Origin of the sequence: Bradyrhizobium quebecense (assembly GCF_013373795.3) — a bacterium.
GTDB lineage: Bacteria > Pseudomonadota > Alphaproteobacteria > Rhizobiales > Xanthobacteraceae > Bradyrhizobium > Bradyrhizobium quebecense.
In genome coordinates this window covers 3397059-3419165 of the sequence record NZ_CP088022.1, presented here as the reverse complement: position 1 = coordinate 3419165, position 22107 = coordinate 3397059, and the positions used below count along the sequence as shown (strand labels likewise).

21 protein-coding genes, 1 tRNA gene and 2 pseudogenes are annotated in these 22107 nt (G+C 64.6%); 19 read left to right on the top strand and 5 right to left on the bottom strand.

The genetic code is table 11. The features are described from left to right. The first annotated feature begins 63 nt into the window (after window positions 1-63). The 3 genes from HU230_RS16555 (at window position 64) to HU230_RS16545 (ending at window position 3830) form a co-directional block, all read left to right on the top strand. Complete coding sequence (locus HU230_RS16555) at window positions 64-582, top strand: hypothetical protein (protein WP_176530720.1); 519 nt, start codon at window positions 64-66, stop codon at window positions 580-582. Between the two features lie 132 nt (window positions 583-714). Continuing rightward, window positions 715-3426 (top strand): bifunctional diguanylate cyclase/phosphodiesterase, encoded by a 2712-nt coding sequence (locus HU230_RS16550; RefSeq protein ID WP_176530722.1) that lies wholly within the window; start codon window positions 715-717, stop codon window positions 3424-3426. Between the two features lie 107 nt (window positions 3427-3533). Then, window positions 3534-3830 (top strand): septal ring lytic transglycosylase RlpA family protein, encoded by a 297-nt coding sequence (locus HU230_RS16545; protein ID WP_224924462.1) that lies wholly within the window; start codon window positions 3534-3536, stop codon window positions 3828-3830. A 19-nt stretch (window positions 3831-3849) separates the two neighbouring features. On the opposite strand, the gene HU230_RS16540 is transcribed toward HU230_RS16545, so the two are convergent. Next, entirely contained in the window at window positions 3850-6318 is a 2469-nt protein-coding gene (locus tag HU230_RS16540; protein WP_176530724.1) for a PAS domain-containing hybrid sensor histidine kinase/response regulator, read from the bottom strand. A gap of 91 nt (window positions 6319-6409) precedes the next feature. After that, entirely contained in the window at window positions 6410-7207 is a 798-nt protein-coding gene (locus HU230_RS16535) for a thermonuclease family protein (RefSeq protein WP_176530725.1), read from the bottom strand. 158 nt (window positions 7208-7365) lie between these two features. Here HU230_RS16535 and HU230_RS43640 point away from each other — a divergent pair, with 158 nt between their 5' ends. The 5 genes from HU230_RS43640 to HU230_RS16515 all read left to right on the top strand — a co-directional run bounded on the left by HU230_RS43640 (window position 7366) and on the right by HU230_RS16515 (window position 11189). Beyond that, window positions 7366-7494 (top strand): hypothetical protein, encoded by a 129-nt coding sequence (locus tag HU230_RS43640; RefSeq protein ID WP_275949089.1) that lies wholly within the window; start codon window positions 7366-7368, stop codon window positions 7492-7494. Between the two features lie 53 nt (window positions 7495-7547). Then, a complete protein-coding gene (locus HU230_RS16530) occupies window positions 7548-7754 on the top strand; it encodes a hypothetical protein (protein WP_016840474.1) in 207 nt (68 codons plus the stop codon). A gap of 155 nt (window positions 7755-7909) precedes the next feature. After that, entirely contained in the window at window positions 7910-9925 is a 2016-nt protein-coding gene (locus tag HU230_RS16525) for an acetyl-CoA carboxylase biotin carboxylase subunit (RefSeq protein WP_092114891.1), read from the top strand. A gap of 101 nt (window positions 9926-10026) precedes the next feature. Continuing rightward, a complete protein-coding gene (locus HU230_RS16520) occupies window positions 10027-10893 on the top strand; it encodes an isocitrate lyase/PEP mutase family protein (protein WP_176530727.1) in 867 nt (288 codons plus the stop codon). Beyond that, window positions 10890-11189, top strand: coding sequence for an acylphosphatase (locus tag HU230_RS16515; protein WP_176530729.1), 300 nt, complete (start codon window positions 10890-10892; stop codon window positions 11187-11189). Before HU230_RS16520 ends, HU230_RS16515 begins: the two co-directional genes overlap by 4 nt. 7 nt (window positions 11190-11196) lie before the next feature. Here the strand turns inward: HU230_RS16515 and HU230_RS16510 are convergent, their stop codons facing one another. Beyond that, entirely contained in the window at window positions 11197-12009 is an 813-nt protein-coding gene (locus HU230_RS16510) for a class I SAM-dependent methyltransferase (RefSeq protein WP_176530731.1), read from the bottom strand. Window positions 12010-12249: 240 nt separating this feature from the next. Here HU230_RS16510 and HU230_RS16505 point away from each other — a divergent pair, with 240 nt between their 5' ends. From HU230_RS16505 to HU230_RS16490, 4 genes and pseudogenes are all read left to right on the top strand, one after another. Beyond that, a complete protein-coding gene (locus HU230_RS16505) occupies window positions 12250-12807 on the top strand; it encodes a GbsR/MarR family transcriptional regulator (protein ID WP_176530732.1) in 558 nt (185 codons plus the stop codon). Between the two features lie 26 nt (window positions 12808-12833). Continuing rightward, window positions 12834-13490: pseudogene (locus HU230_RS16500) on the top strand (DUF4166 domain-containing protein); the annotation flags it as partial. Between the two features lie 9 nt (window positions 13491-13499). Then, window positions 13500-14936, top strand: a complete 1437-nt coding sequence (locus HU230_RS16495) for a TIGR01777 family oxidoreductase (protein ID WP_176534992.1) — start codon at window positions 13500-13502, stop codon at window positions 14934-14936. 103 nt (window positions 14937-15039) lie between these two features. After that, window positions 15040-15372 carry a hypothetical protein gene (locus HU230_RS16490; protein WP_176530734.1) on the top strand — a complete coding sequence of 111 codons (333 nt, stop codon included), beginning with the start codon at window positions 15040-15042 and terminating at the stop codon, window positions 15370-15372. A 21-nt stretch (window positions 15373-15393) separates the two neighbouring features. Here the strand turns inward: HU230_RS16490 and HU230_RS16485 are convergent. Continuing rightward, window positions 15394-16250: pseudogene (locus tag HU230_RS16485) on the bottom strand (LysR family transcriptional regulator). 115 nt (window positions 16251-16365) lie between these two features. On the opposite strand from HU230_RS16485, the gene HU230_RS16480 reads away from it, so the two are divergent. Continuing rightward, on the top strand, window positions 16366-16788 hold the full coding sequence (locus HU230_RS16480) for a tautomerase family protein (protein WP_176530736.1): 423 nt from the start codon (window positions 16366-16368) through the stop codon (window positions 16786-16788). 3 nt (window positions 16789-16791) lie between these two features. Here the strand turns inward: HU230_RS16480 and lipB are convergent, their stop codons facing one another. After that, the gene (gene lipB, locus HU230_RS16475) at window positions 16792-17520 is read right to left on the bottom strand and encodes a lipoyl(octanoyl) transferase LipB (protein WP_176530738.1); all 729 of its coding nucleotides are present in this window, start codon (window positions 17518-17520) and stop codon (window positions 16792-16794) included. 60 nt (window positions 17521-17580) lie between these two features. Here lipB and HU230_RS16470 point away from each other — a divergent pair, with 60 nt between their 5' ends. From HU230_RS16470 to HU230_RS16445, 6 genes are all read left to right on the top strand, one after another. Further along, window positions 17581-17826, top strand: coding sequence for a FliM/FliN family flagellar motor switch protein (locus HU230_RS16470; protein ID WP_021080574.1), 246 nt, complete (start codon window positions 17581-17583; stop codon window positions 17824-17826). Between the two features lie 92 nt (window positions 17827-17918). Next, a tRNA-Leu gene (locus HU230_RS16465) sits at window positions 17919-18003 on the top strand. Window positions 18004-18253: 250 nt separating this feature from the next. Then, complete coding sequence (locus HU230_RS16460; RefSeq protein WP_176530741.1) at window positions 18254-18628, top strand: hypothetical protein; 375 nt, start codon at window positions 18254-18256, stop codon at window positions 18626-18628. A gap of 131 nt (window positions 18629-18759) precedes the next feature. Next, window positions 18760-20103, top strand: coding sequence for an IS1380 family transposase (locus HU230_RS16455; RefSeq protein ID WP_176530435.1), 1344 nt, complete (start codon window positions 18760-18762; stop codon window positions 20101-20103). Between the two features lie 510 nt (window positions 20104-20613). Then, on the top strand, window positions 20614-21264 hold the full coding sequence (locus tag HU230_RS16450) for a Csu type fimbrial protein (RefSeq protein ID WP_176530742.1): 651 nt from the start codon (window positions 20614-20616) through the stop codon (window positions 21262-21264). Window positions 21265-21348: 84 nt separating this feature from the next. After that, window positions 21349-22092 (top strand): fimbrial biogenesis chaperone, encoded by a 744-nt coding sequence (locus tag HU230_RS16445; RefSeq protein ID WP_176530744.1) that lies wholly within the window; start codon window positions 21349-21351, stop codon window positions 22090-22092. The last annotated feature ends 15 nt before the right edge of the window (window positions 22093-22107 follow it).

Here is a 22107-nt window from a genome sequence, read left to right as displayed (position 1 = left end):
GCTTAATGCCTGCGACATATTATCCCAGCGACGACTCCCCTCCGTGCTAACAGCCCCCTAACCATGCGGCTTTTGCCAATCAAGGATCCTGAGCGATCCTGGCGTCATATCAAGGCACAATGGAAGAAGGACGCTGAAGGCGTCGGAGAGGATTTTGCCACCTTTGGCGGCATCGGTGCCTTTGAAGCGCTGACCGCCAGGGAAGGCGACAGTCAGGGGCTGTATCACCTGACCGACGGCGAACGGGTCCACGCCGTCTGCCAGGTCAGGCGGCTCCTGATGAGCCGATATACGTCGCCGGCTCTCAGCGCGCGTTTCATCAATGTGTCTCCGATCTACGATCTCGGCCTCGCCGATGTCAGCGATTACGCGCAGATGCTCGTGGCGCTGTTCTCCGGCGTCGTCTGGCTGTCGCGTGATGCGCTGGCGGCCAGCCACATCCGTTTTCTCCTCAAGAGTCCGGGCGACTCGCAATTCTTCGCCGCGCTCAAGGCCGCGACGCCGTTCTCTCCATTCTCGAAATTCAGCATTGAGGGCGCGTTGATCGAGTGCAGCCTGAAGGAGACGACCGGGGTCGCCTGATACGGTCGCGTCCCGAGGATTTCCGTGCGGATCGCGCTCGGCTACTCATCCGCCTTAACAGTCCGATAACTGATTTTCCTAACGAGCCCTTGGGTTGTGCTCCCGTACAAGGGCACCCGCAGGGGCAGGAAAATGTCGGTTATCTCAACGAACAGCGTGAAGCCGGAGCACCGGCGGCTGTCGATCAAGGGTGTGCTGCGCGCCACCAGGATGGGTGCCATTCAGTGGCTCGTCCTGAGCGCCGCGCTGCTGGTGCTCGCCATCACGCTTGGCACCGGCTATCTCGCGCTGCAGTTTCGCGAGCGCGCGCTGGAGATGTCCGAACGCGGGCTCAACAACACCGCGCTGCTGCTGTCGCGGCATTTCGATCAGCAGCTCAGCGACCTCCAGCATGTCCACGACGACATCGTGAACTACCTGCGGTCGGAGCAGGTCGAGACCGCCGATCAGTTCGAAAAGAACATGTCGCTTTTGAGCGCGCACGAGATGCTGCGCACACGGCTGGCCGCGTTGCCGCATGTCGGCGGGCTCAATCTATTCAATGCCAAGGGATGGCTGATCAACTCGTCCGAGATGTGGCCGGTGCCCGACGTCAGCATTGCCGAACGGCGCTATTTCCAGGAGTTCACCTCGGGACGACCGACGTCGCCGGTGATCGTCGAGCCCGCCATGAGCAAGGTGACCGGCAACTGGACCACGATCTTTGCCCGCAAGATCACCGGGCGCAATGGCGAGATCATCGGCTTTGCGAGCCGCGGCGTCGAGCCCAGCCATTTCGAGGATTTCGTGGCCTCGCTGGCGCTGGACGGCGACACCGTGATTTCGATGATCCATCGCGACGGAACGATCATCGCGCGTTATCCGCAGGATGCCGGCGTGGTCGGCCGCAACATCATCGACCAGCCGGTGTTCCAAAAGGTCATCAGCTTCGGCGGCAACACGTCGGGACGGTTCGTTGGCGCTTCTGGCGAGGAGAATGTCGGTGCGGTCAAATCGCTGTCGCATTTTCCAATCCTGATCCTCGCCACCACGAAGACCTCGAGCGCGCTGGAAGACTGGCGCGCCCAGACCAAGCTGCAATTCTGCGCGGCCGTGTTGGCGGTACTGATCATCAGCTTCGCGGTCTTCCTGATCGTCCGCCAGCTGCAGCGGCAGCACGATGCGGCGCAGCGCCGGCTGTCCGAGAAGAGCCAGCATCTCGACACCGCGATCAACACCATGACGCAGGGGCTCCTGCTGTTCGACGCCTCGGCGCGGCTCGTGATCTGCAACCAGCGATACATCGACATGTTCGGCCTGTCGCCCGATATCGCCAGGCCCGGCTGCCATCTGCGGGATCTGATCCTGCATCGCCAGGCGCTCGGTTCATTCGTCGGCGATGTCGACGAATACTGTGCGCGGTTCACCAATCCCAGGGGGGACGAAATCCGGGATTCGGTGATCATGACGCCCGACGGCCGCAGCATCCGCCTGATCTACAAACGCGCACCTGACGGCGGCTGGGCTACCACGCTCGAGGACGTCACCGACGGGCGGCGTGCGCAGGCGCAGATCGAGTATCTCGCGCACTACGATGCCCTGACCAATCTGCCGAACCGGACGCTGTTCCAGCGTCACGCGGAAGAATTGTTGCGCGAGGCTACCGTCCGCGAATTCGCGATCCATTACATCGATATCGACGAGTTCAAGCGGATCAATGACACGCTGGGTCATCCGATCGGCGATGAATTCCTCCGGCGCGTGGCCGAGAAGCTGCGCCAGTCGGTCGGGTCGAACGACTTCATCGCACGCCTCGGTGGCGACGAGTTCGCGATCGTCCAGCATGACATCATGTCGGACGACGACGTCAGCGATCTGGTTGCGCGTGTCTATCAGTCTCTGCGCACGCCGTTCGACTGCCACGGTCATTGGCTGTCGAGCGACGCCAGCATCGGCATTGCGATCGCCCCGCGACACGGCTCCGACCTGTTCGGCCTGCTCAAATGCGCCGACCTCGCCATGTACGCGGCCAAGGCCGCCGGCCGCAGGACCTACCGCTTCTTCGATCCGGCGATGGAGAAGCAGGCCAACCTGCGCCGCGCGCTGGAGGCCGATCTGCGAAGTGCGTTGGTGGAGGACCGCTTCGAGCTGCACTATCAGCCGCTGGTCGACCTGCGCAGCGACGAGGTGACCGGCTGCGAGGCCTTGCTGCGCTGGCGCCATCCGGTGCGCGGCATGATCTCCCCGGCGGAGTTCGTACCGGTCGCCGAGGAGACCGGGCTGATCGAGGAGATCGGGCAGTGGGTGTTGCGCACCGCCTGCATCGAGGCGGCGGCCTGGCCGGCGCATGTGCGCCTGGCAGTCAACGTCTCGCCGATCCAGTTCAAGTCGGAGACGCTGGCGCTGAAGGTAGCGAGCGCACTCGCCGAGAGCGGGCTCGACCCGCGCAGGCTCGAACTCGAGATCACCGAGGCGGTGCTGATCGCCGACGACGATGCGGCGCTTGTCACGCTCGGCCAGCTGCGCGCTCTCGGTGTCCACATCGCGCTCGACGATTTCGGCACCGGCTACTCGTCGCTGCAATATCTGCAGCGCTTCCCGTTCGACAAGATCAAGATCGACCGCAGCTTCGTCAAGGAAGTGACCCGCAACAGCAGCTCGGCCTCGATCATTCGCGCGGTGGTCTCGATCGCCGCCGACCGCAACATGATCACGACCGCCGAGGGCGTCGAGACCGATCAGCAGCGCGACACGGTGCAGATGCTCGGCTGCACGCAGATGCAGGGCTATCTGTTCAGCAAGCCGGTTCCGGCGCAGGATCTCCGGACACTGCTCGCGGCCGATAGCGTCGAGGACGCCGCCTGAGCGGCTCTCGCTGAAAAGTTCCAAAAAATCGACCTGCCGACGTGTCGGGCGCGGAACCGAAACGGTGGAACCGCGTTCCATTGCGGGGCTCGACCGGCAGGCAATCAATGAAGACCGCAGTAACGTCCGCGGCCATGCTGCTGTTTACCTCATGCATGGCGAACGCAGAGAGTGGCCTTGCGTCCTATTATCATGGCATCGGCAGGGGTGCCGAGATGACCTGCGCGCATCGCAGGCGGCCATTCGGCAGCATGGTCACCGTGTCCTACCACGGGAAATCGATCCGGTGCCGGGTCAACGACCGCGGACCGTTCGTTCGCGGACGGATCATCGATGTCTCGACCACGGCGGCGCGCGCGCTCGGCATCCTTCAGCTCGGCGTCGCGCATGTGGTGATCGAGTAGCGCGCGGCCGGCGGCGGGATCAGGGTTTTGAGGCGGTCGCCCGCTGCTCGGCGATCGCCTTGCGGAGCGTGCGCGACAGCGCTTCGACCGAATAGGGTTTCTGGATCAGCTCGAAGCCGCTATGCGCATTCTCGGCGAGCACGTTGCTGTAGCCGCTGGTCAGGACCACCGGCAGGCCGGGAAAGCGATCGCGGATCACGCCGGCGAGCTCGACGCCATTCATGCCGGGCATGATCACGTCGGAGAACACGAGGTCGGCGGCGAACTCGTTCTCGGAGAGAATCGACAGCGCGGCGTTGGCGTTCGCCGCGCGCTTGACCGAATAACCGAGATCCTCGAGCAGCTCGGTGGAGAACTGGCCGACATCGTCGTTGTCCTCGACCACGAGGACGCGATAGCCGCGGCCGATCGAGGCCTGCTCGATGCCGGCGCTGGCCGCGACCTTGGCGTCCGCCGGGCGCATCGCCTGCGGCAGATAGATGGTGAAGGTTGCGCCGTGCCCGGGCGTGCTGGTCACCTCGATGTCGCCGTCGGATTGCTTGACGAAACCGAACGCCTGGCTCAGCCCGAGGCCCGTTCCCTTGCCGACCTCCTTGGTCGTGAAGAACGGTTCGAAGATCGCATCGAGATTTTCCGGCGAGATGCCGGTACCGGTATCCTGGATCGAGACCGTCACGAAATCACCGCTGCGCGAGGCCTGGGCGCGCAGGGCAGGGATGTGCTTGACCTTCCTAACGCCGATCGTCAGCTGGCCTTCGCCGTTCATGGCATCGCGGCCATTGACCGCAAGGTTGATCATCGCGGTCTCGAACTGGCCGATATCGGCGATCGCAAAGCAGTCGGGATCGTCGATCCTGACCTCGATGTGAATCCGCGCGCCGACCACCGGACGGATCAGCTGCACCACGCTATCGACCTGCGTCCCGACATTGAACACTTCGGGATTGAGCGGTTGCCTGCGCGCAAATGCCAGGAGCTGCGCGGTGAGCTTGGAGGCCCGCTCCACGGTCTCCGAGATCGCATCGATGTAGCGGCGTCGCCGCTCGTCCGGCAGCTCGCGGCGGCGCAGGAAATCGGTCGCCGAGCGGATGATGGTGAGCAGATTGTTGAAGTCGTGCGCGACGCCGCCGGTGAGCTGGCCGACCGCTTCCATCTTTTGCGACTGCCGCAGGGCTTCCTCGCCGCGGCGCCGCTCGGTGATGTCGACGGCCTCCGGCACCGCGCCGACGATCGTGCCGTGCTGGTCCTGCAACGGGCGCATCGCGAAATCGAAATAGCGTTCGCCGATCGGCAGCTGCAATTGCAGCTCGATCTTGACCTCCTCGCCGCGCATCGCGGTCGCAAAGGCATTCTGGATCACGCGCGGCATGCCGTCGGTAGCAGTGAACCATGGCGTGTCCCAGAACGGTTTGCCGACGACGTTGGTGGCCTCGGCGCGGATGCCGGCCAGCGCGGTCTGGTTGGTGTAGAGCAGGTCGCCATCCCGGTTGAGCAGCATTTGATATTGATGGCTGGTTTCCAGGATCGCGCGGGTCTGCGCTTCGCGGGATTCGAGCTGTGCGGTGCGCTCCAGGATGCGCCGCTCCAGCGACTCGTTGAGCTTGCGCAGTTCGATCTCGGCTTCCTTGGCCGCGGTGATGTCGTGGGCGACGCCGATGAAACCGATATGCTTGCCGTTCGGGTCCCACCGCGGTTGCGATTCCGAGCGCAGCCAGCGCCAATCGCCCGCCGCGTTCCGATAGCGTGCCTCGAGCACGAACGGCTTGAGCGACAATTCGCCGGTGATCTGCTCCTGCAGGATGTTCGGCAGATCATCCGGATGCAGCGCCTTGCGCCAGTCGAACACGACGGCTTCCTCGAACGGCAGGCCGAGGAAATCCAGATAGGCCTGGTTGGCGAAGGAGCGGGTGCGGTCGAGCTTGGTCACCCAGATCGGCACCGGCGCGCTGTCGGCGATCAGGCGGAAGCGTTCCTCGCTCTCGCGCAGGGTTTCCTGCGCCAGCATCTGATCGGTGACGTCGAGATCGGCGCCGACCAGCCGCAGCGCACGGCCGCTGCGGTCGCGGTCGATCTTGGCGACGACACGGATCCAGCGGCTCTCGCCGTCGTTCGGGCGGATGATGCGGTATTCGGCGGTGTAATCCTCGCCGCCGGCCTTGAGCACGCCGAACAGGTGCTTGATGGTTCGTTCGCGATCATCGGGGTGGATGCGCGCGATCCAGTTCTCATAGGTCTCGTTGACCTCCTCGGGCGGCAGGCCGTGCACCAGCAGATATTCGGGAGAGCGGCGGTTGCGCACGCCGTCGCGGAAATCGATCTCGAGCCCGCCGACCCGCGCGATGCGCTGGATCCGTGCCAGCTCGGCCTCGCGCTCCTGAAGCTCGCGATGGGCGCGGTCGCGTTCGCGCGCGATCTCCTCAAGGTGCTGCCGCAGCCGTTCGGCTGCCGCAGCTTCGGGAAGCACATCAGCGGGATCGGGTGGAGTCATACGCGCCGGCAACCTCTCGGCGCAGTTTCACACAGGATGAGGCGGCTTTTCCAGCGTGATTTGCGGCGATCACTTGCCCGTCACTTGGCCCTCATTTGCCTTTGGGCGGACGGCAATTATAGGCCCTGCGGAACCCGGCGGAGTGCGCATCCTCCTCGGAGCAGAACCAGCGATCCGGATTGCCGAGGCCGGGGTAACTGCGGCACGCCTGCAGGTGATAGATGCCGACATTGCCGGTGACGCGGGCGCGTACGGCATACTTGCCCTTGATGTTGCAGCTTGCCGGCATCGGCAGGTCGTCAGGGAAGAGCGCATTGCGGATCTGCGTGTCGCGGTCGGCCGGGCAGGCGTTGCCGAGCAGGGCGCCGTCCTTCTTGCCGAGACGAAAATCGCGCGGCGCCACGAAGCAGCCCTTCCACAGCCCCGCACGACTGTCCGTGGCGGTGGCTTGATCCGGCTTGAATCGGCCAGTGGCCGATGTCTCGACGTTGAGGGCGTAGCCCTTCTGAACCATCACCTGGCTGAGGCTGGTCGGGTCGCCCTCGAGCTTGCAGACGCCGAGGCGGCGCTTCTTGAAGGTCGGATCGACGCCGATGTCGTCGCAATGAATTGGTTTGCCGCCGATCAGTCTGGTCAGCTGGTCGCGCGCTTCAATCCCGCAGGTCCAGACGTCGGCGTGCTCGTCGATGCAGAGCTGGTCGGCCGCCGGCGCGTCGATGCCGTCGAGCCGATAGACCGTGTTGCCGAGCTGAATTGTGCCGGCGTCCTTGACGATCGCCGTGGCGGCGGGGCCACCGGTCGCAGACAGGGCAGCCGTCGCAGACAGGACAGGGCTCGCGGACAGGCATGTCAGGAGAAGCGTCGTGATGACCGGATTCCGAAACCGCATTTTCTCACTTCAGATCTTTGGCGGGCAGCCGAACTTCTAGCACAGGCAGGTACGATCCAACCAAGGACTGTTCGCACGCGACGCGTGCGCGCCGTCACATCCTGATCGGCATTCCGCGACGTAGAACGGCCGGACATTGCTGTCGAAGGGATGCCGATATGGCCGAGTTCATCATCAACCTCATTGCGGATGTCATCACCGACATCTGGACCCTGCAATGTCTCGCGCGCCGGCGGCGGAAGCTAGAGGCGCCTCGGCAGACGGCTTCCGAGCAAAGATCCGATTGACTTCATGAGAACAAACTAGGAACATGATGTGCCACCTGAATCCCGGATGCCCCATGATGTCTGCACGGCCCGAATCTGATGACGATGACGGGCTGGAAGCGGCTGTCGATCAGGCCATTTCCGCGTGCGGCGGCAATTTGCGCGCGACCATCCGGGCGCTGATCGTGGCCAATGAATTCCTGGAGAATGAGGTCAGCGAGCTGATGAAGGCCGTCGCGAAAGCGCATTCGCGCGGCCGCTTCAAGACTTATTCGGGCTGAAATACCCCTCCGGCTACCGCCAAGGACCGGCCAGGCGCCGCGCCCGGTCTGCATTTGCCTCCGGGGCATTTTGCTGTACCACGGAGTGGTTACGCCAATCGCCCGTGCCGGATTGCGCGGGGAGGAATCCTGCCCAAAGCCCAAGCAAGAAGAGCATGTTCAAACGAATCCTGATCGCCAACCGCGGCGAGATCGCCTGCCGGGTCATCAAGACTGCGCGCCGTATGGGGATTGAGACGGTTGCCGTCTACTCCGAGGCCGACCGCGACGCGCTACATGTCGAGATGGCCGACGACGCCGTGTTGATCGGCCCGCCCGCCGCGGCCGAGAGCTATCTTCTGATCGACAAGATCGTCGACGCCTGCCGCAAGACCGGCGCGCAGGCCGTGCATCCCGGCTACGGCTTCCTGTCCGAGCGCGAGGCCTTTCCGCGCGCGCTGGAAGCCGCCGGCATCGTCTTCATCGGCCCGAACCCCGGCGCCATCGCCGCGATGGGCGACAAGATCGAATCCAAGAAGGCCGCGGCCAAGGCCAAGGTCTCGACCGTGCCCGGCCATCTCGGCGTCATCGAGGACGACAAGCACGCGGTCCAGATCGCCGACGAGATCGGCTATCCCGTGATGATCAAGGCCTCCGCCGGCGGCGGCGGCAAGGGCATGCGCATCGCGCATTCGAAGAGCGAAGTCGCCGAAGGCTTCAACCTCGCCAAGGCCGAGGCGAAGTCGTCGTTCGGCGACGACCGCGTCTTCATCGAGAAATTCATCGTCGATCCCAGGCACATCGAGATCCAGATCCTCGGCGACAAGCATGGCAACGTGATCTATCTCGGCGAGCGCGAGTGCTCGATCCAGCGCCGCAACCAGAAGGTCATCGAGGAAGCGCCGTCGCCGCTGCTCGACGAGCAGACCCGCCGCAAGATGGGCGAGCAGGCGGTCGCGCTGGCCAAGGCGGTGAATTACGATTCGGCCGGCACCGTGGAATTCGTCGCCGGCCAGGACAAGAGCTTCTACTTCCTGGAGATGAACACCCGTCTGCAGGTTGAGCATCCCGTCACCGAGCTGATCACCGGCATCGACCTCGTCGAGCAGATGATCCGCGTCGCCGCCGGCGAGAAGCTTGCACTCGCGCAGAAGGACGTCACGCTGACCGGCTGGGCGGTCGAGTCCCGCGTCTATGCCGAGGATCCGTTCCGCAACTTCCTGCCCTCGATCGGCCGGCTGGTGAAATACCGTCCGCCGGCCGAGGCCAGCCATGACGGCATCACGATCCGCAACGACACCGGCGTGCAGGAGGGCGGCGAGATCTCGATCCACTACGATCCGATGATCGCCAAGCTCGTCACCCATGCCCCGTCGCGCGCCGCCGCGATCGAGGCGCAGGCGACCGCGCTCGACGCGTTCTATGTCGACGGCATCAGGCACAACATTCCGTTCCTGTCGGCGCTGATGAACCATCCGCGCTGGCGCGAGGGCCGGCTCTCGACCGGCTTCATCGCGGAAGAATTCCCGAAGGGATTCTCCGCGCGCGCCCCCGAGGGCGAGATCGCGCGGCGGCTCGCGGCAGTCGGTGCCGCGATCGATCACGTGCTGGGCGAGCGCAAGCGGCAGATTTCCGGCCAGATGGGCGGCCGCGTGGTGCAGCGCGAGCGCCGTCGCGCGGTGTGGCTCGATCGCGCCGAAATCGCGCTCGACGTCGCGCGCGAGGATGACGCCATCGCGGTGCGCTTTATCGGCGCCGATGGGCTGCCGGGCAATCCGCACAATCTGGTGTCGAGCTGGGCGCCGGGCGAGCCGGTGTGGCAGGGCACCATCGACGGCAATTTTGTCGCCGTGCAGGTGCGGGCGATCAACAACGGCTTCCGCCTCGCGCATCAAGGCTATGAGGTACCGGTCTATGTCTTCACCGAGACCGAGGCGACCTCGGCGCGGCTGATGCCGGTGACCTCGGCGGCCGACACCGGCAAGAAGTTGCTGTGTCCGATGCCCGGGCTCGTGGTGTCGATCGCGGTGACCGAGGGCCAGGAGGTCAAGGCCGGCGAGACGCTCGCGGTGGTGGAAGCCATGAAGATGCAGAACGTGCTGCGCGCCGAGCGCGACGGCACGGTCAAGAAGATCCACGCCGCCGCCGGTGCCACGCTCGCGGTCGATGCACTGATCCTGGAGTTCGCCTAGACTCGTCATTGCGAGCGAAGCGAAGCAATCCATCTCCCCTCGCAGAGAATGGATTGCTTCGTCGCTTCGCTCCTCGCAATGACGCGGACGGAGAAGACAACATGGCCTTTCGCAAGCGCCGCGAAGCACTGCGATCGATTCTCAACGGATCAACCTGCATTCGCCCGGGCTCGGTCTATGACGCGACCTCGATCCGGATTGCGGAGGATCTCGGTTTCGAACTCGGCATGTTCGGCGGCTCGGTGGCGTCGCTCGCCGTGCTCGGCGATCCCGATATTGCGCTGATCACGCTGACGGAGTTCGCTGAACAGGTGCGCCGGATGTCGCGGGCGTCGACCTTGCCAGTGCTTGTCGATGCCGATCACGGCTACGGCAATGCGCTCAACGTTCGCCGCACGGTCCAGGAGGTCGAAGCTGCCGGTGCCGCCGGCCTCACCATCGAGGATACGCTGCTGCCGCAGACGTTCGGCCAGGCCAAGGCGCAGCTGATCTCGCTCGAGGAAGGCGTCGGCAAGATGAAGGCCGCGCTTGACGGCCGCAGCGATCCGTCGCTCGTCATCCTGGGCCGGACCGGGGCCGTCTCGATCACAGATCTCGACGACGCGATCGCACGCGCCAGGGCCTATGAGGCGGTCGGCGTCGATGGACTGTTCTTCACCGGCATCACGTCGCGCGGGGAGCTCGAGGCGCTCTCGGCCGCCACGACGCTGCCGATCGTGCTTGGCGGCGCGCCGGAGGAGATGACCGCGCTGGATTATCTGGCAAGCCAGCGCGTCAGGATCGCGCTGCAGGGCCACGCGCCGTTCGCGGCCGCGACCCAGGCCGTCTACGAAACGTTGAAGGCGCTGCGCGAAGGCACCTCGCCGAAGAATCTGAAAGGCATCGCCTCGTCCGAACTGACCAGCCGCGTGATGCGCGAGGCGGAGACCAGGGCGCGCAGCGGCGAGTTCCTCGGCCTGAAGAAATGAGCGGTGTGATCCGCCATGTCACGATCAGCGGCCGGGTGCAGGGCGTCGGCTATCGTGCCTGGGTGGACGAGCAGGCGAACTCGCGCGGCCTCGAGGGTTGGGTCCGCAATCGCCGCGACGGCAGCGTCGAGGCGGTGTTCGCTGGCCCCGAGGTCGTCGTCGCTGACATGATCGCGGCCTGCGGCCGCGGACCGTTCTCGGCGCGCGTCGACCGTGTGCACGCCGTATCAGGCAATTCCGATCTTCTGAACCTGCGACGGGCAGGGGAGCGGTTCTCGGTCCTGCCGACGGTATGACGCGTGGTCACGCAACAGCCGTGATCACCAGCGCCTGAATGCGGCCTTCGATCGCGCCCTTGCCGAAGCGCCGCGCGAGCGCCGATGCAGCGTGCTCGGTCGCGGCGTCGAGGCCGATCCCGCCGCGTGCCTCGATCTCGCCGCGCAGCGGTGAGCCCTGGCAAAAACCGATCGCCGGATCGTGCGGCGCGTTCGCCCGGCTCTGCTCCCGGACGGTGTCGATCTCGATCTTGCTGAAGCCCGCGGCCAAAAGATCGGCCCGGATCGGGTCAGCCGCATAATGGCCATGGGGCGTGCGCGCGAGGAATCGCGGCGGATCGGCCGGGAAGACCTCTGCCAATGCCTGGGTCACCACGTCGGCAAACTCGTTCTCTTCGATGCGATCCCACATGCTGAACAGGAAACGGCCGCCCGGCTTCAGGACACGGCGGGCCTCCGAATAGCCCTTGGGCTTGTCGGGGAAGAACATCGCGCCGAACTGGCAGGCGACGACATCGAAGCTCGCACTGCCGAACGGCAGGTTGAGCGCGTCGGCCTGCCGCCACGTGATATCAGCCGCGTCCGGCATCCGCGATTTCGCCCGTTCGAGCATCGGCTCATTCAGGTCGGTCGCCACGATGCGGGTGTCGCGGCCGAGCGCTGCCGACAGCGCGCGGGTCACGGCCCCGGTGCCCGCGGCCGTCTCAAGCAGGTCGCGCGGGCCAATGGCCTTGGCGCGTTGTGCGAGATCGCGTGCGTAGGGTTCAAAAATCATCGGCACGAGGAGCCGGTCGTAAAGTTCTGGAATGGACCCAACGAACTCCTTGTCGGACGCGGGCATCGCAAGCTCCTTGTTGGCCGTGAAGCTGGCTCATGTCGACAGCCCGCGATCCGGCGGAAAAATCGTCCACCCGGATCAGCTTGGACGAAGACGTCGGTCGCGACAAAGGAAAATTCGTCATCTGTGATGAATCACCCTCGCTGGGGTCACACAGGCGAGAGGGACACGCTGCGTCATGCGGCGTCCCTGGCGGCATCGATGACCCTTGACTTCTGCTCCGAACAATCTGATATTTCTGTCATGACAGAAATAACCGCCAAGAAAAAACTTCCCGCCGCCGTCGAGCGCTTCATCCTGCATTGGGGCGACATGGGCGACGAATGGGGCGTCAACCGCTCGGTCAGCCAGATCCACGGGCTGCTCTACCTCGCCGAGGCGCCAATGACCGCGGAGGACATCGCCGACACGCTCGGCATGGCGCGCTCCAACGTCTCCAATTCGATCAAAGAATTGCTGTCCTGGGGATTGATCCGGCGGGTGCCGATCCTCGGCGACCGTCGCGACCATTTCGAGGCCGAGACCGATATCTGGGAGGTCGCGGCGAAGATTGCAGCGGGGCGCAAGGAGCGCGAGATCGATCCCGCGCTGGCGGCGCTGCGCGCTTGCGTCTCCGACGCGGCCGACGATCCCGCCATCAGTCCGCTCGCCAGCAAGCGGCTGAAGGAGATGCTGACATTCACCGAGCTGGTCGACCGCTGGTACACGCAGATGCTGAACGTGCCGCGGCCACGCCTGGTCGCATTGATCAAGCTCGGCGAGAAGATCGTGAGTTTCCTGCCGACAGGCAGAGCCAAATAGGGGCGGCGGCGTAACGGGAGTGTGCGATGGCGTCAGCAAGGATATCCACCTTCAAGACAGCGCCGGCTTCCGATACGAAACTGTTCGACGACCATCGCTTCCGCGCGTTGTTGTCGGACGAGGATTGGGGCCGCCTGCCGGTTGCGATCTGGCGGCGCTTCTCGAAGCGGTTCGAGGACGGCAACACCGTCGTCTATGTCGGCGAGGTCGAGGAAGCCTCGAGCAGCCGCGCCGGCTGGTGGCTGGCACAGGCCGCGCGGCTGATCGGCGGACCGCTTCCGACCGGCACCGAGATCGGCGTGCCGATGATCGTCACCGTTACCGAGGACGCCGCGAGCGGCGGCCAGATCTGGACCCGCATCTGCGCGCGCCGCGACGGCTTTCCGCAGGTGATTCATTCCGCCAAGCGTTTTGCCGGGTCGACCGGGCTCGAGGAGTATGTCGGATTCGGCGTCAGCATGGCGTTGCGGATCGCGGTCGAGCACGAGGCGCTGGTGTTTCATAGCGTTGGCTATTCGCTGCGGCTCGGGCCGTTTCGGATGCAATTGCCCGAATGGCTCACGCCAGGCGATCTCACCGTCACGCATTCCGATCTCGGCTGCGGCGACTTCCGCTTCACGCTGGAGATCATCCACCCGCGTTTTGGCCGGCTGATCCGTCAGTCCGCCGTATTCAGGGAGGCTTACTTCGTCATGACGCCGCTGCTTTGGACCTTGGTCGCCATCCAGATCGCGATGGGCGCGTTCGACACCTTCTATCACCACGAATTCACCGAGCGGCTGGCCTGGCGTCCCTCGCAGCGCCATGAGTTGCAGCTGCACAGCGTGCGGAACATGCTTTATGCGCTGCTGTTCCTCGTGCTCGGCTGGCTGGAGGTGCACGGTATTCTCGCGATCGCCGTCATGGCCGTGCTGGTCGTCGAGGTCGTGATCACGCTGATGGATTTCGTCGAGGAGGATCTGAGCCGAAAACTGCCGCCGAGCGAGCGGATCAATCATACGCTGCTCGCGATCAACTACGGCGCCATCCTGGTGCTGCTGGTGCCGGTGCTGATCGGCTGGGCGATGCTGCCGACGGCTGTCGTGCCGGCTTCCGCAGGCCTGCTAAGCCTGTTCGCAACTGCCGCGGCCTTCGGCGTGGCGCTGTTCGGTGCGCGCGACTTCGCCGCCGCCAGGCGGTTGGGACGGATGGTCAGCGGGTCGGCCGCCACCTTGGTCGAGAAATTGCCGGCGCGGCAGACCGTGCTCATCACCGGCGCGACCGGGTTCATCGGCAGCCGCCTGGCCGCAAGCCTCACCGCATCAGGCCATCAGGTGATTGCGCTGATCCGCAATCCGGCGAAGGCAGAGATGCTGCCGCCGCCGGTGACGCTGATCACCAGCCTCGACCAGCTGCCCGCCGATACAGGGATCGACGCCATCGTCAATCTGGCGGGCGAGCCGATCGGCAACGGTCTTTGGACCGAGGCCAAGCGCCGCAAGATCATCGCCTCGCGTGTCGACATGACGGCCGAGGTCGTCAGGCTGATCGCGCGGCTCGAACGCAAGCCGGCGGTGCTGGTGAGCGGCTCCGCGATCGGCTGGTATGGTCTCTGGCAGGACCAGGTGCTGACGGAATCGGCGAAATCCCACGCTTGCTTCAGTCATGAACTGTGCGAGGCCTGGGAGAATGCGGCGAAGCCCGCCGCCGGTCACGGCGTGCGCGTCGCGTATTTGCGGATCGGTCTCGTGGTCGGCACCGACGGCGGTTTCATCACGCGGATGCTGACGCCCTTCGAATTTGGTCTCGGCGGCCCGCTCGGCTCGGGCAAGCAGTGGATGTCGTGGATCGAGCGCGACGATCTGGTGCGCCTGATCGCGCATGTGATCGCGAAGCCGGAGCTCTCAGGCCCGATCAACGCGACCGCGCCGATCCCGGTGACCAACACGAAATTCACCGAGGAGCTCGGACGCCGCCTGCACCGGCCCGCGATCTTCCGCGTGCCTGCCGCGCTGCTCCGCGCCGTCGGAGGCGACTTCGCCAACGAGCTGCTGCTCGGCGGCCAGCGCGTGCTGCCGAACAAGGCGCTCAGCAACGGCTTTGTGTTTCGGCATGAGACCTTGCGCAGCGCGTTCGAGGCGATCTTGTGAAGAGGGCGAGATGTCTGATGACGGTTGCCGTGCATTTGGAGGTTGGCTCGCTGGATGCGGAGCCGCAACTGCGGTCCTCTCTGGTGTTGCCCAGACGCTGCTGATGGTCGCATCCGGCGGCGACATCATGAGGCTGCTGGGAGGCGTCATCGCGCTTCTGCTTCCCTCATTCCTGGTCTTTGTCATCACATGCCTGCTAACCGCGATTCCCGCAGCGATCGCGATCTGGCTAAGCGAGGAGTTCCGGATCCGATCCGCCGGGTTCTTCGCCGGCGCAGGCGCTGCGATCGGTGCGTTGTGCATCACGGTGCTGCTGCGGTCTCCGGCCGTCTGGACATCCGGACTTGTCTGCCTGTTCGCCGCAGCCGGATTTGTCGCAGGCCTGACCTACTGGTTTGTCGTGAGAGAGCTGGAAGCCGCCGAGCATTCCTCGTGATGCTGCACAGCGGTGCCCGCACTACGCTGCAGACGCCACACTCCGGAACGTCGCCGCCAGCGTCCGCAATGCCGCGAGCTTCGCGGGTTCGCTGACCTTCGAATGCAGCATCACCTTTGACGTACCGAGCCGTGGCAGCTTGCGCGTGGGTCCGATGTCGATCAAGCCGGGCGGCGCGATGCGGCGGACGAGGGGGGCAACAGCAAGGCCTGCGAGCGCGGCGGCCACGACCGCGGTGACGCCGCCGCCGACGAAGCTTTCGGTCCACGCGATGCCGGCCTTGTCGAGCACTCGCACGGCAAGGGCGCGCACACCGCAGGGCGGTGCGAGCGTAGCGAGCGGCAGTGCGTCGCCGCGCGGCCAGACGAAGCGCTTGGCGGCGAACCAGCCGAATTCGTCCTCGGTCAGTTTCTCGCCGCCACGCCGGCTGCCCTCCTGGCGCACGATCACGGCGTCAAGCTCGCCGGCATCGTAGGCGTCGAGCATCTCGCGCGAGAAGCCGATGGTGACGGCGAGCGCAAGCTGCGAGGCCATCGCGTGCAGCCGCTCCAGCAGCGGCACCAGCTCCGGCCCCGCGGCGTGATCGCTGATCCCAAGCGTCAACTGCTGCCGCGCCGGTGTCCCGCCGGACACCGCACGGTCATGCACCTCGATCAGCGCGCGGGCGTGGTGCAGGAAGGCCGCGCCATCGGCGGTCAGCCGCACCGCGCGCGGCGAGCGCTCGACCAGCCGCTTGCCGAGCACGGTTTCCAGCCGCTGCAATTTCTGCTGATCGCGGCCTGCGTGGTGCCGAGCGCCTCGGCGGCACGGGTGAAGCCCTGCAGCTCGGCGACGAGGAGGAAGGCCTGCACGGTGTCGATATCGAGCGTCGCCGTCATGATCAACAATTGTTATCATTGCTATCCATATGGATAAGATATCAAGATGATGCGCAAAGGTCTAGTTGGAGGAGGCGCGATTGACCCGCGCCAACCGAATTCAAGGAGACCGATCATGCCGCTCGTCACCGTCACCTATGCGACCTCCCGCGAGAGGCCGTCGCTGAAGTCCGACATCGCCGCTGCCGTGTCGGAGCTGACCGCGGGGATTCTGCACAAGGACCCCAAGGTCACGGCAATCATCGTGAAGTCCGCCGACGCCGCCGACTGGTTCGCCGGCGGCAAGTCGCTCGCCGAGCAGGGGCTCGCGAGCTACTGGCTCGACATCCACGTCACCGAAGGCACCAACACCAAGGACGAGAAGGCGGCCTATCTCGCGGCGCTGTTCAAGCGGATGGGCGAATTGCTCGGGCCGCTCCACACCGAGAGCTACGCCCATGTCGACGAGGTGAGGGGCGATGCCTACGGCTTCGGCGGGCTGACCCAGGAGCGCCGTTACATCGCCGGCAAGCTCGAGGTGCCGCAGAAGGCGGCGTAAGCCTTACAACGTCGCTTCCGGCAGGCGCGCTGCGGTGTCCCCGAACACCTCGGAAAATGCCTGCCGGAGCGCGATGTCGACATCGGCCATCGTGACCGGCAGCCCGAGATCGACCAGCGAGGTGACGCCGTAGCGCGGATCGACCACGCCGCAGGGCACGATCGCCTGGAAGTGCGAGAGGTCGGGCTCGACATTGATCGCGATACCGTGGAACGAGACCCAGCGGCGCAGCCGCACGCCGATCGCGGCGATCTTGTCCTCATGGCCCGGCCCCTTGTGCGGGCGCCGCACCCAGACCCCGACGCGGTCCTCGCGGCGCTCGCCGCGGACGTTGAAGGCAGCGAGCGTGCGGATGATCCATTCCTCGAGCGAGGCAACATAGGCGCGCACATCGGGCCGGCGCCGCTTGAGGTTGAGCATCACATAGGCAACGCGCTGGCCCGGGCCGTGATAGGTGACCTGACCGCCGCGGCCGCTCTGGAAGGTCGGAAAGCACGGAGCCAGCAGGTCGTCGGCCTTGCCGCTGGTGCCGGAGGTGTAGAGCGGCGGGTGCTCGAGCAGCCACACCAGTTCAGGCGCCGAGCCCTCGGCGATCGCCGCTACCCTTGCGTCCATCTCGGCGAGAGAATCGGGGTAGGGCACCGGACGGTCCGAGATCCGCCATTCGACCGCTTCGCCGCCCGAAGGGCGGGCAAAGGTCGTCAAATCGAGGCTTTGGCGGTCGTTAACCATTAGCTAACCCTAACGTGGTCAGGTGAATCCACAATTTAGTTCCAGTTCGGCGGTTCAGAAGTGCCCACCCTCGATAAAGTCAGCGTTGATCTCATGGTGGTCCTCGGCACGACCACCATGCCGATTCACCAGGTCATGCGGCTGTCCCGGGGCGCCATCATCGAACTGGATGCCACCGAGGCCGACGAGGTCAAGATCCTCGCCAACAACCTGCCGGTGGCCAGCGGCGTCGTCCTGGTCGACCGCAACCGGATTGCGGTCGAGGTCAAGCAGATGCTGCCGAAATCTCCCGGGGTTCGCAGTTAATTCACGCATCAAGCGCCTTGTCCCTGCATCCGTGATTTGTTACATGGCCCCCTCGATGCGGCGGCGCCTTAGGGTTCCATCCGACATCCTTAGCGCTCGTGGCGGAATTGGTAGACGCGCTGCCTTGAGGTGGCAGTGGGTAACACCGTGGGGGTTCGAGTCCCTCCGAGCGCACCACACCTCAGTTGATCCTTGAAATCGCTGGACTTTTTCGAAGTGTGGCTGCGGCCTGGCCGTGCCGGCCCCGCGCCCCAGGGCAGGTGCGACGAGTGCCGGCGCGCGACGTGAAGGCGCCGGTCGATGCGGTCCTGTAACACCGGTCAGGTAGATTCGCGGATGCATGGCCTTGCCGGTGTGGCGCTGCCGACCGGAGGCGGCCGCGTCTCCCGACCGCGCGGCCGCAAGCCTGCCCCACCCGGAGCACCCGATGATCTTTGCCAGCTACGCCTACCGTGTCCTCTCCAACTTCGTGTTCCTGGGACTGGTCTATTTCACGCTGAACCTGCTGGAGAAATACGAGCAGCGCGCGACGGTCGCGATCCTGGTCCTGGTCTATGCAACGATGCATGCCTTCTCGGGCCTGCGCTCGTTCTATTTCTTCCAGCGCATCGAGCGCCTCGAAGGCGAGACGCGGCGGCTCGCCGCTGCGGCCGGTGAGGGGCCCAATGCGGTGGCCTCGCGCAAGCAGATCGTCGCCGATGTCACCGCGCTCAGGCATGCCGGCGAGATCAAATCCTATATCGACATCTTCTTCCTGGCGCTGGTGATCCTGCTCTGCGTCGCCAAGATCGTGGTCAGCTAGATCGCGCTCTAGCCCGTCTTATTCATCAGCGGCTTGTTGAGAGGCTGGCGAGCGTGGCGTAAGCCGCTGAGATGGCGTAGGATTCGGTTGCTGACACCCACCCTCCGCGCATCCGGGCCGCCACACTCGCCATGACCGACGATACGAGTCTGCCGTTCTCATTTCCAGCCGTTTCCCACAAGAAGATCACAGCCTCGTTCGACGGCGGCAAGCTGACGTCGGATGGCGGCGTCATGCTTCTGGCCATGGCGGACCGGCGCCTCGGCTTGGCCGCGAAGTTGTCCTGCGTATTCCCCGAGCGGCGCGATCCGGGACGCATCGTGCACAGCCTTGCGGATATGATCCGCGCCCGCATCTTCGCCATCGCGTGTGGCTACGAGGATGGCAATGATCTCGATCGTTTACGCGGCGATCCGGCGTTCAAGCTGGCTTGCGGCCGACTGCCGGACACTGGCCGGGATCTGTGTTCGCAGCCGACCCTATCGCGCCTGGAGAATGCACCACACCTGCGCGAGGTGATCCGGCTGAGCTCTGTGCTGGTTGACCTATGGATGGACAGCTACGCGCGAGCGCCGAGCGCAATCACGCTCGACATCGACGACACGGTCGACGTGGTGCATGGCCGTCAGCAACTCTCGCTGTTCAACGCCCATTATGATGAACACTGCTTCCTGCCGATCCACGTCTACGACACCGAGCACAGCCGGCCTGTTGCGGTCATCCTGCGCCCCGGCAAGACGCCGAGCGGCCGCGAGGTGCGGGCACACCTGCGCCGCCTGGTTCGGCGCATTCGCCGGCGCTGGCCCGATACGCGTATCACCTTCCGCGGCGACAGCCATTACGCCGGCCCCGAGGCGATGACTTTTTGCGAGCAAAACGGCGTCGATTACATCTTCGCGCTAGCCGGCACGAAGCCGCTCGCCAGAAAGGTCGACGAGGTCTGTGATGCATTTCGAACCGAACGTGCGATCGAGAACAAGATCGTGGTTCGCGGCTACACCGAGACCTGCCACGCGGCCGGCTCCTGGCATCGTGAGCGCCGCGTCGTCGCCCGCATCGAGGCAACCCAACAAGGGCTCGACGTCCGCTACGTCGTCACCAGCCTGGATATCGGCTCGGCTGAGTGGATCTATGACAGCCTCTATTGCGCTCGCGGACAGGCCGAGAACCTGATCAAGCTGCACAAGACCCAGCTCGCCTCCGATCGCACCAGTTGCCGCTCGGCGCTCGCCAACCAGGTCCGCCTCGTCTTCCACACCGCCGCCTATTGGCTCATCCTCGCCGTGCGCGATGCCATCCCAAAGCCGCGCGATCTGGCAACGGCCGAGTTCAACACGATCAGGCTCAGGCTTCTCAAGATCGCAGCCCGCGTCATCGAGACCGCCACCCGCGTCCGTCTCGCCTTCGCTGCGGCGTGCCCCGACGCCGACCTGTTCCGCGGCTTGGTAAACGCTCTGGTCCCGCAAGCACCCTGACGCGCGGGGCATGAGCCCCCGGTCACCCCGCTGCCGTCCTCCAACGCGTTCACGAAGTCGGGTCGAAAAGCGGCGAAAAAGCCGAAGCGTTCGCGCGCGCCTTCACCCCGACCGGAAATGTTCCAGCTGCCCCGCCCGGCAATCATGAATAAGACGGGCTAGGTGTCTGGTCCCGGAGTGTGGCGGAATGGGCCAGGCGGGACACCCGAACGAAAGCTGAGCAGAATTGACGAGGGCGATCGATATGCTGCCGCTCATAACGGTCTCGTTGCAGGTTCGAGTCCTGCAGGGCCCGCCGGTGATTTCAGAGGGCGGCAGACTAAGCCCAAGCGCAGCCAGAGCCGGTGGCACCGAAACCGCCGGCCGACTTTGCCAACTATTATAGTTTTTGATGGAGGCATAGTTGTCGATAGCTCGATCGGCTCTCGTTAAGCTTTTGCTCATTCAAAGTTTACCCAATTTTGATTCTCTTGTTCACGACGACGGCCTGCGTGTCTGGCACAATTGGCGATGAAAACGAATTCATTGGAAGATACTGAAGAAGGTTGCCGGCCGACCAGGAACGCGGTCTGCCGGGTTTTCGATCCTTGTCGAAAAATTCGTATCCGCGACGACCGTGGACCCTTGCTGAAGCGACGGATGGGGCAGGCTTCGCGAATGGGAGCGGTCGCGCTCTTCGTCGTGGCATCCGGTTATCAGATGGCCGCCCAGGCCGGCACATCGACCGCGAACTTGACCGTCCAGATCACCATCACGGCGGCCTGCACAATCAACGCTGCAACGCTCAATTTCGGGAGCGTGTCCGGAACAACGCTCGCCACCACCTTGCAGTCGGGTAGCACAACCGTCTCGGTCACCTGCACCAATGGCAGCCCGTACTCCATCGCCATGGACAACGGAGCAAATGTGTCCGGCAGCCAGCGGCGGATGACGAATGCGGGGAATTTTATCAACTACGATCTCTATACTGATGCAGCCCATACAAACCCCTGGACCACGGCTACCAGCAGCACCACCTGCACAACCACGAACGGCTGCTTTCTCGGCACCGGTAACGGATCGGCGCAGACGATCAACATTTTCGGTACCGTTCCCGCTACCGGCACCGCACCGAACACCGGCACCTACACGGACACGGTGGTCATGACCATCACCTATTGAAGAAGGGGCCGCGGCAGCGGCCCGCTGTTCCGTTGCATCTGCGTATCGACGAAATGCCTTCTTGGCGCACGATTTCGAAATCGATTGGGCATCGCGATGCATCAAAATTCGACACTGCTGGCCGCATTTGCCGCAAGCCTGACATGCATGGAAGTTGCCCATGCCACCGCGCTTCGCGTTGAACCCGTTCTCCTGGAACTGAATGCGCCGGCGGCGGCGGCTTCCCTGACGCTGCGCAATGACGAAGATGCCGACGTCGAGGTCCAGACCCGCGTGCTTCGCTGGTCGCAGTCCGACGGCAAGGAGAGTCTCGAACCGACAACCGACGTGGTGGCATCACCTCCGGCTGTCAGGATGGCGCCTCATTCAGACTACGTCGTGCGGGTTGTGCGGGTGTCGAAACGCCCGGTCAACGGCGAAGAGAGCTATCGTGTCATCGTCGACCAATTGCCGCGAGCAGGCGGCAGCCAGAGTCGCAGCGTGAATCTTTTGGTACGACAGTCGATCCCCGCGTTCTTTCGCGGACGCGAGATCAGCCGGCCGCAGGTTTCCTGGACGCTCCGCACTGAAGCTGGCCAACTGACGGTCGTGACCCAGAATGCCGGCGACGAGCGGCTACGTATCGCAAACTTGCGGCTTAAGGATTCCTCGGGAGCTACCTTGTCCTTTGGCAATGGTCTCCTCGGCTATGTCCTCGGACATTCCTCCATGAGTTGGGCCACGCCGAAATATCCTCGCAGCTTTGGATCCGGCGGATCCATCGCCGTCACGGCGGACACCGACAAGGGCCAGACTCATGCGATTATTGAGTCTCCGGCTCGTCGGTAGAAGAGGCTCCGCGCT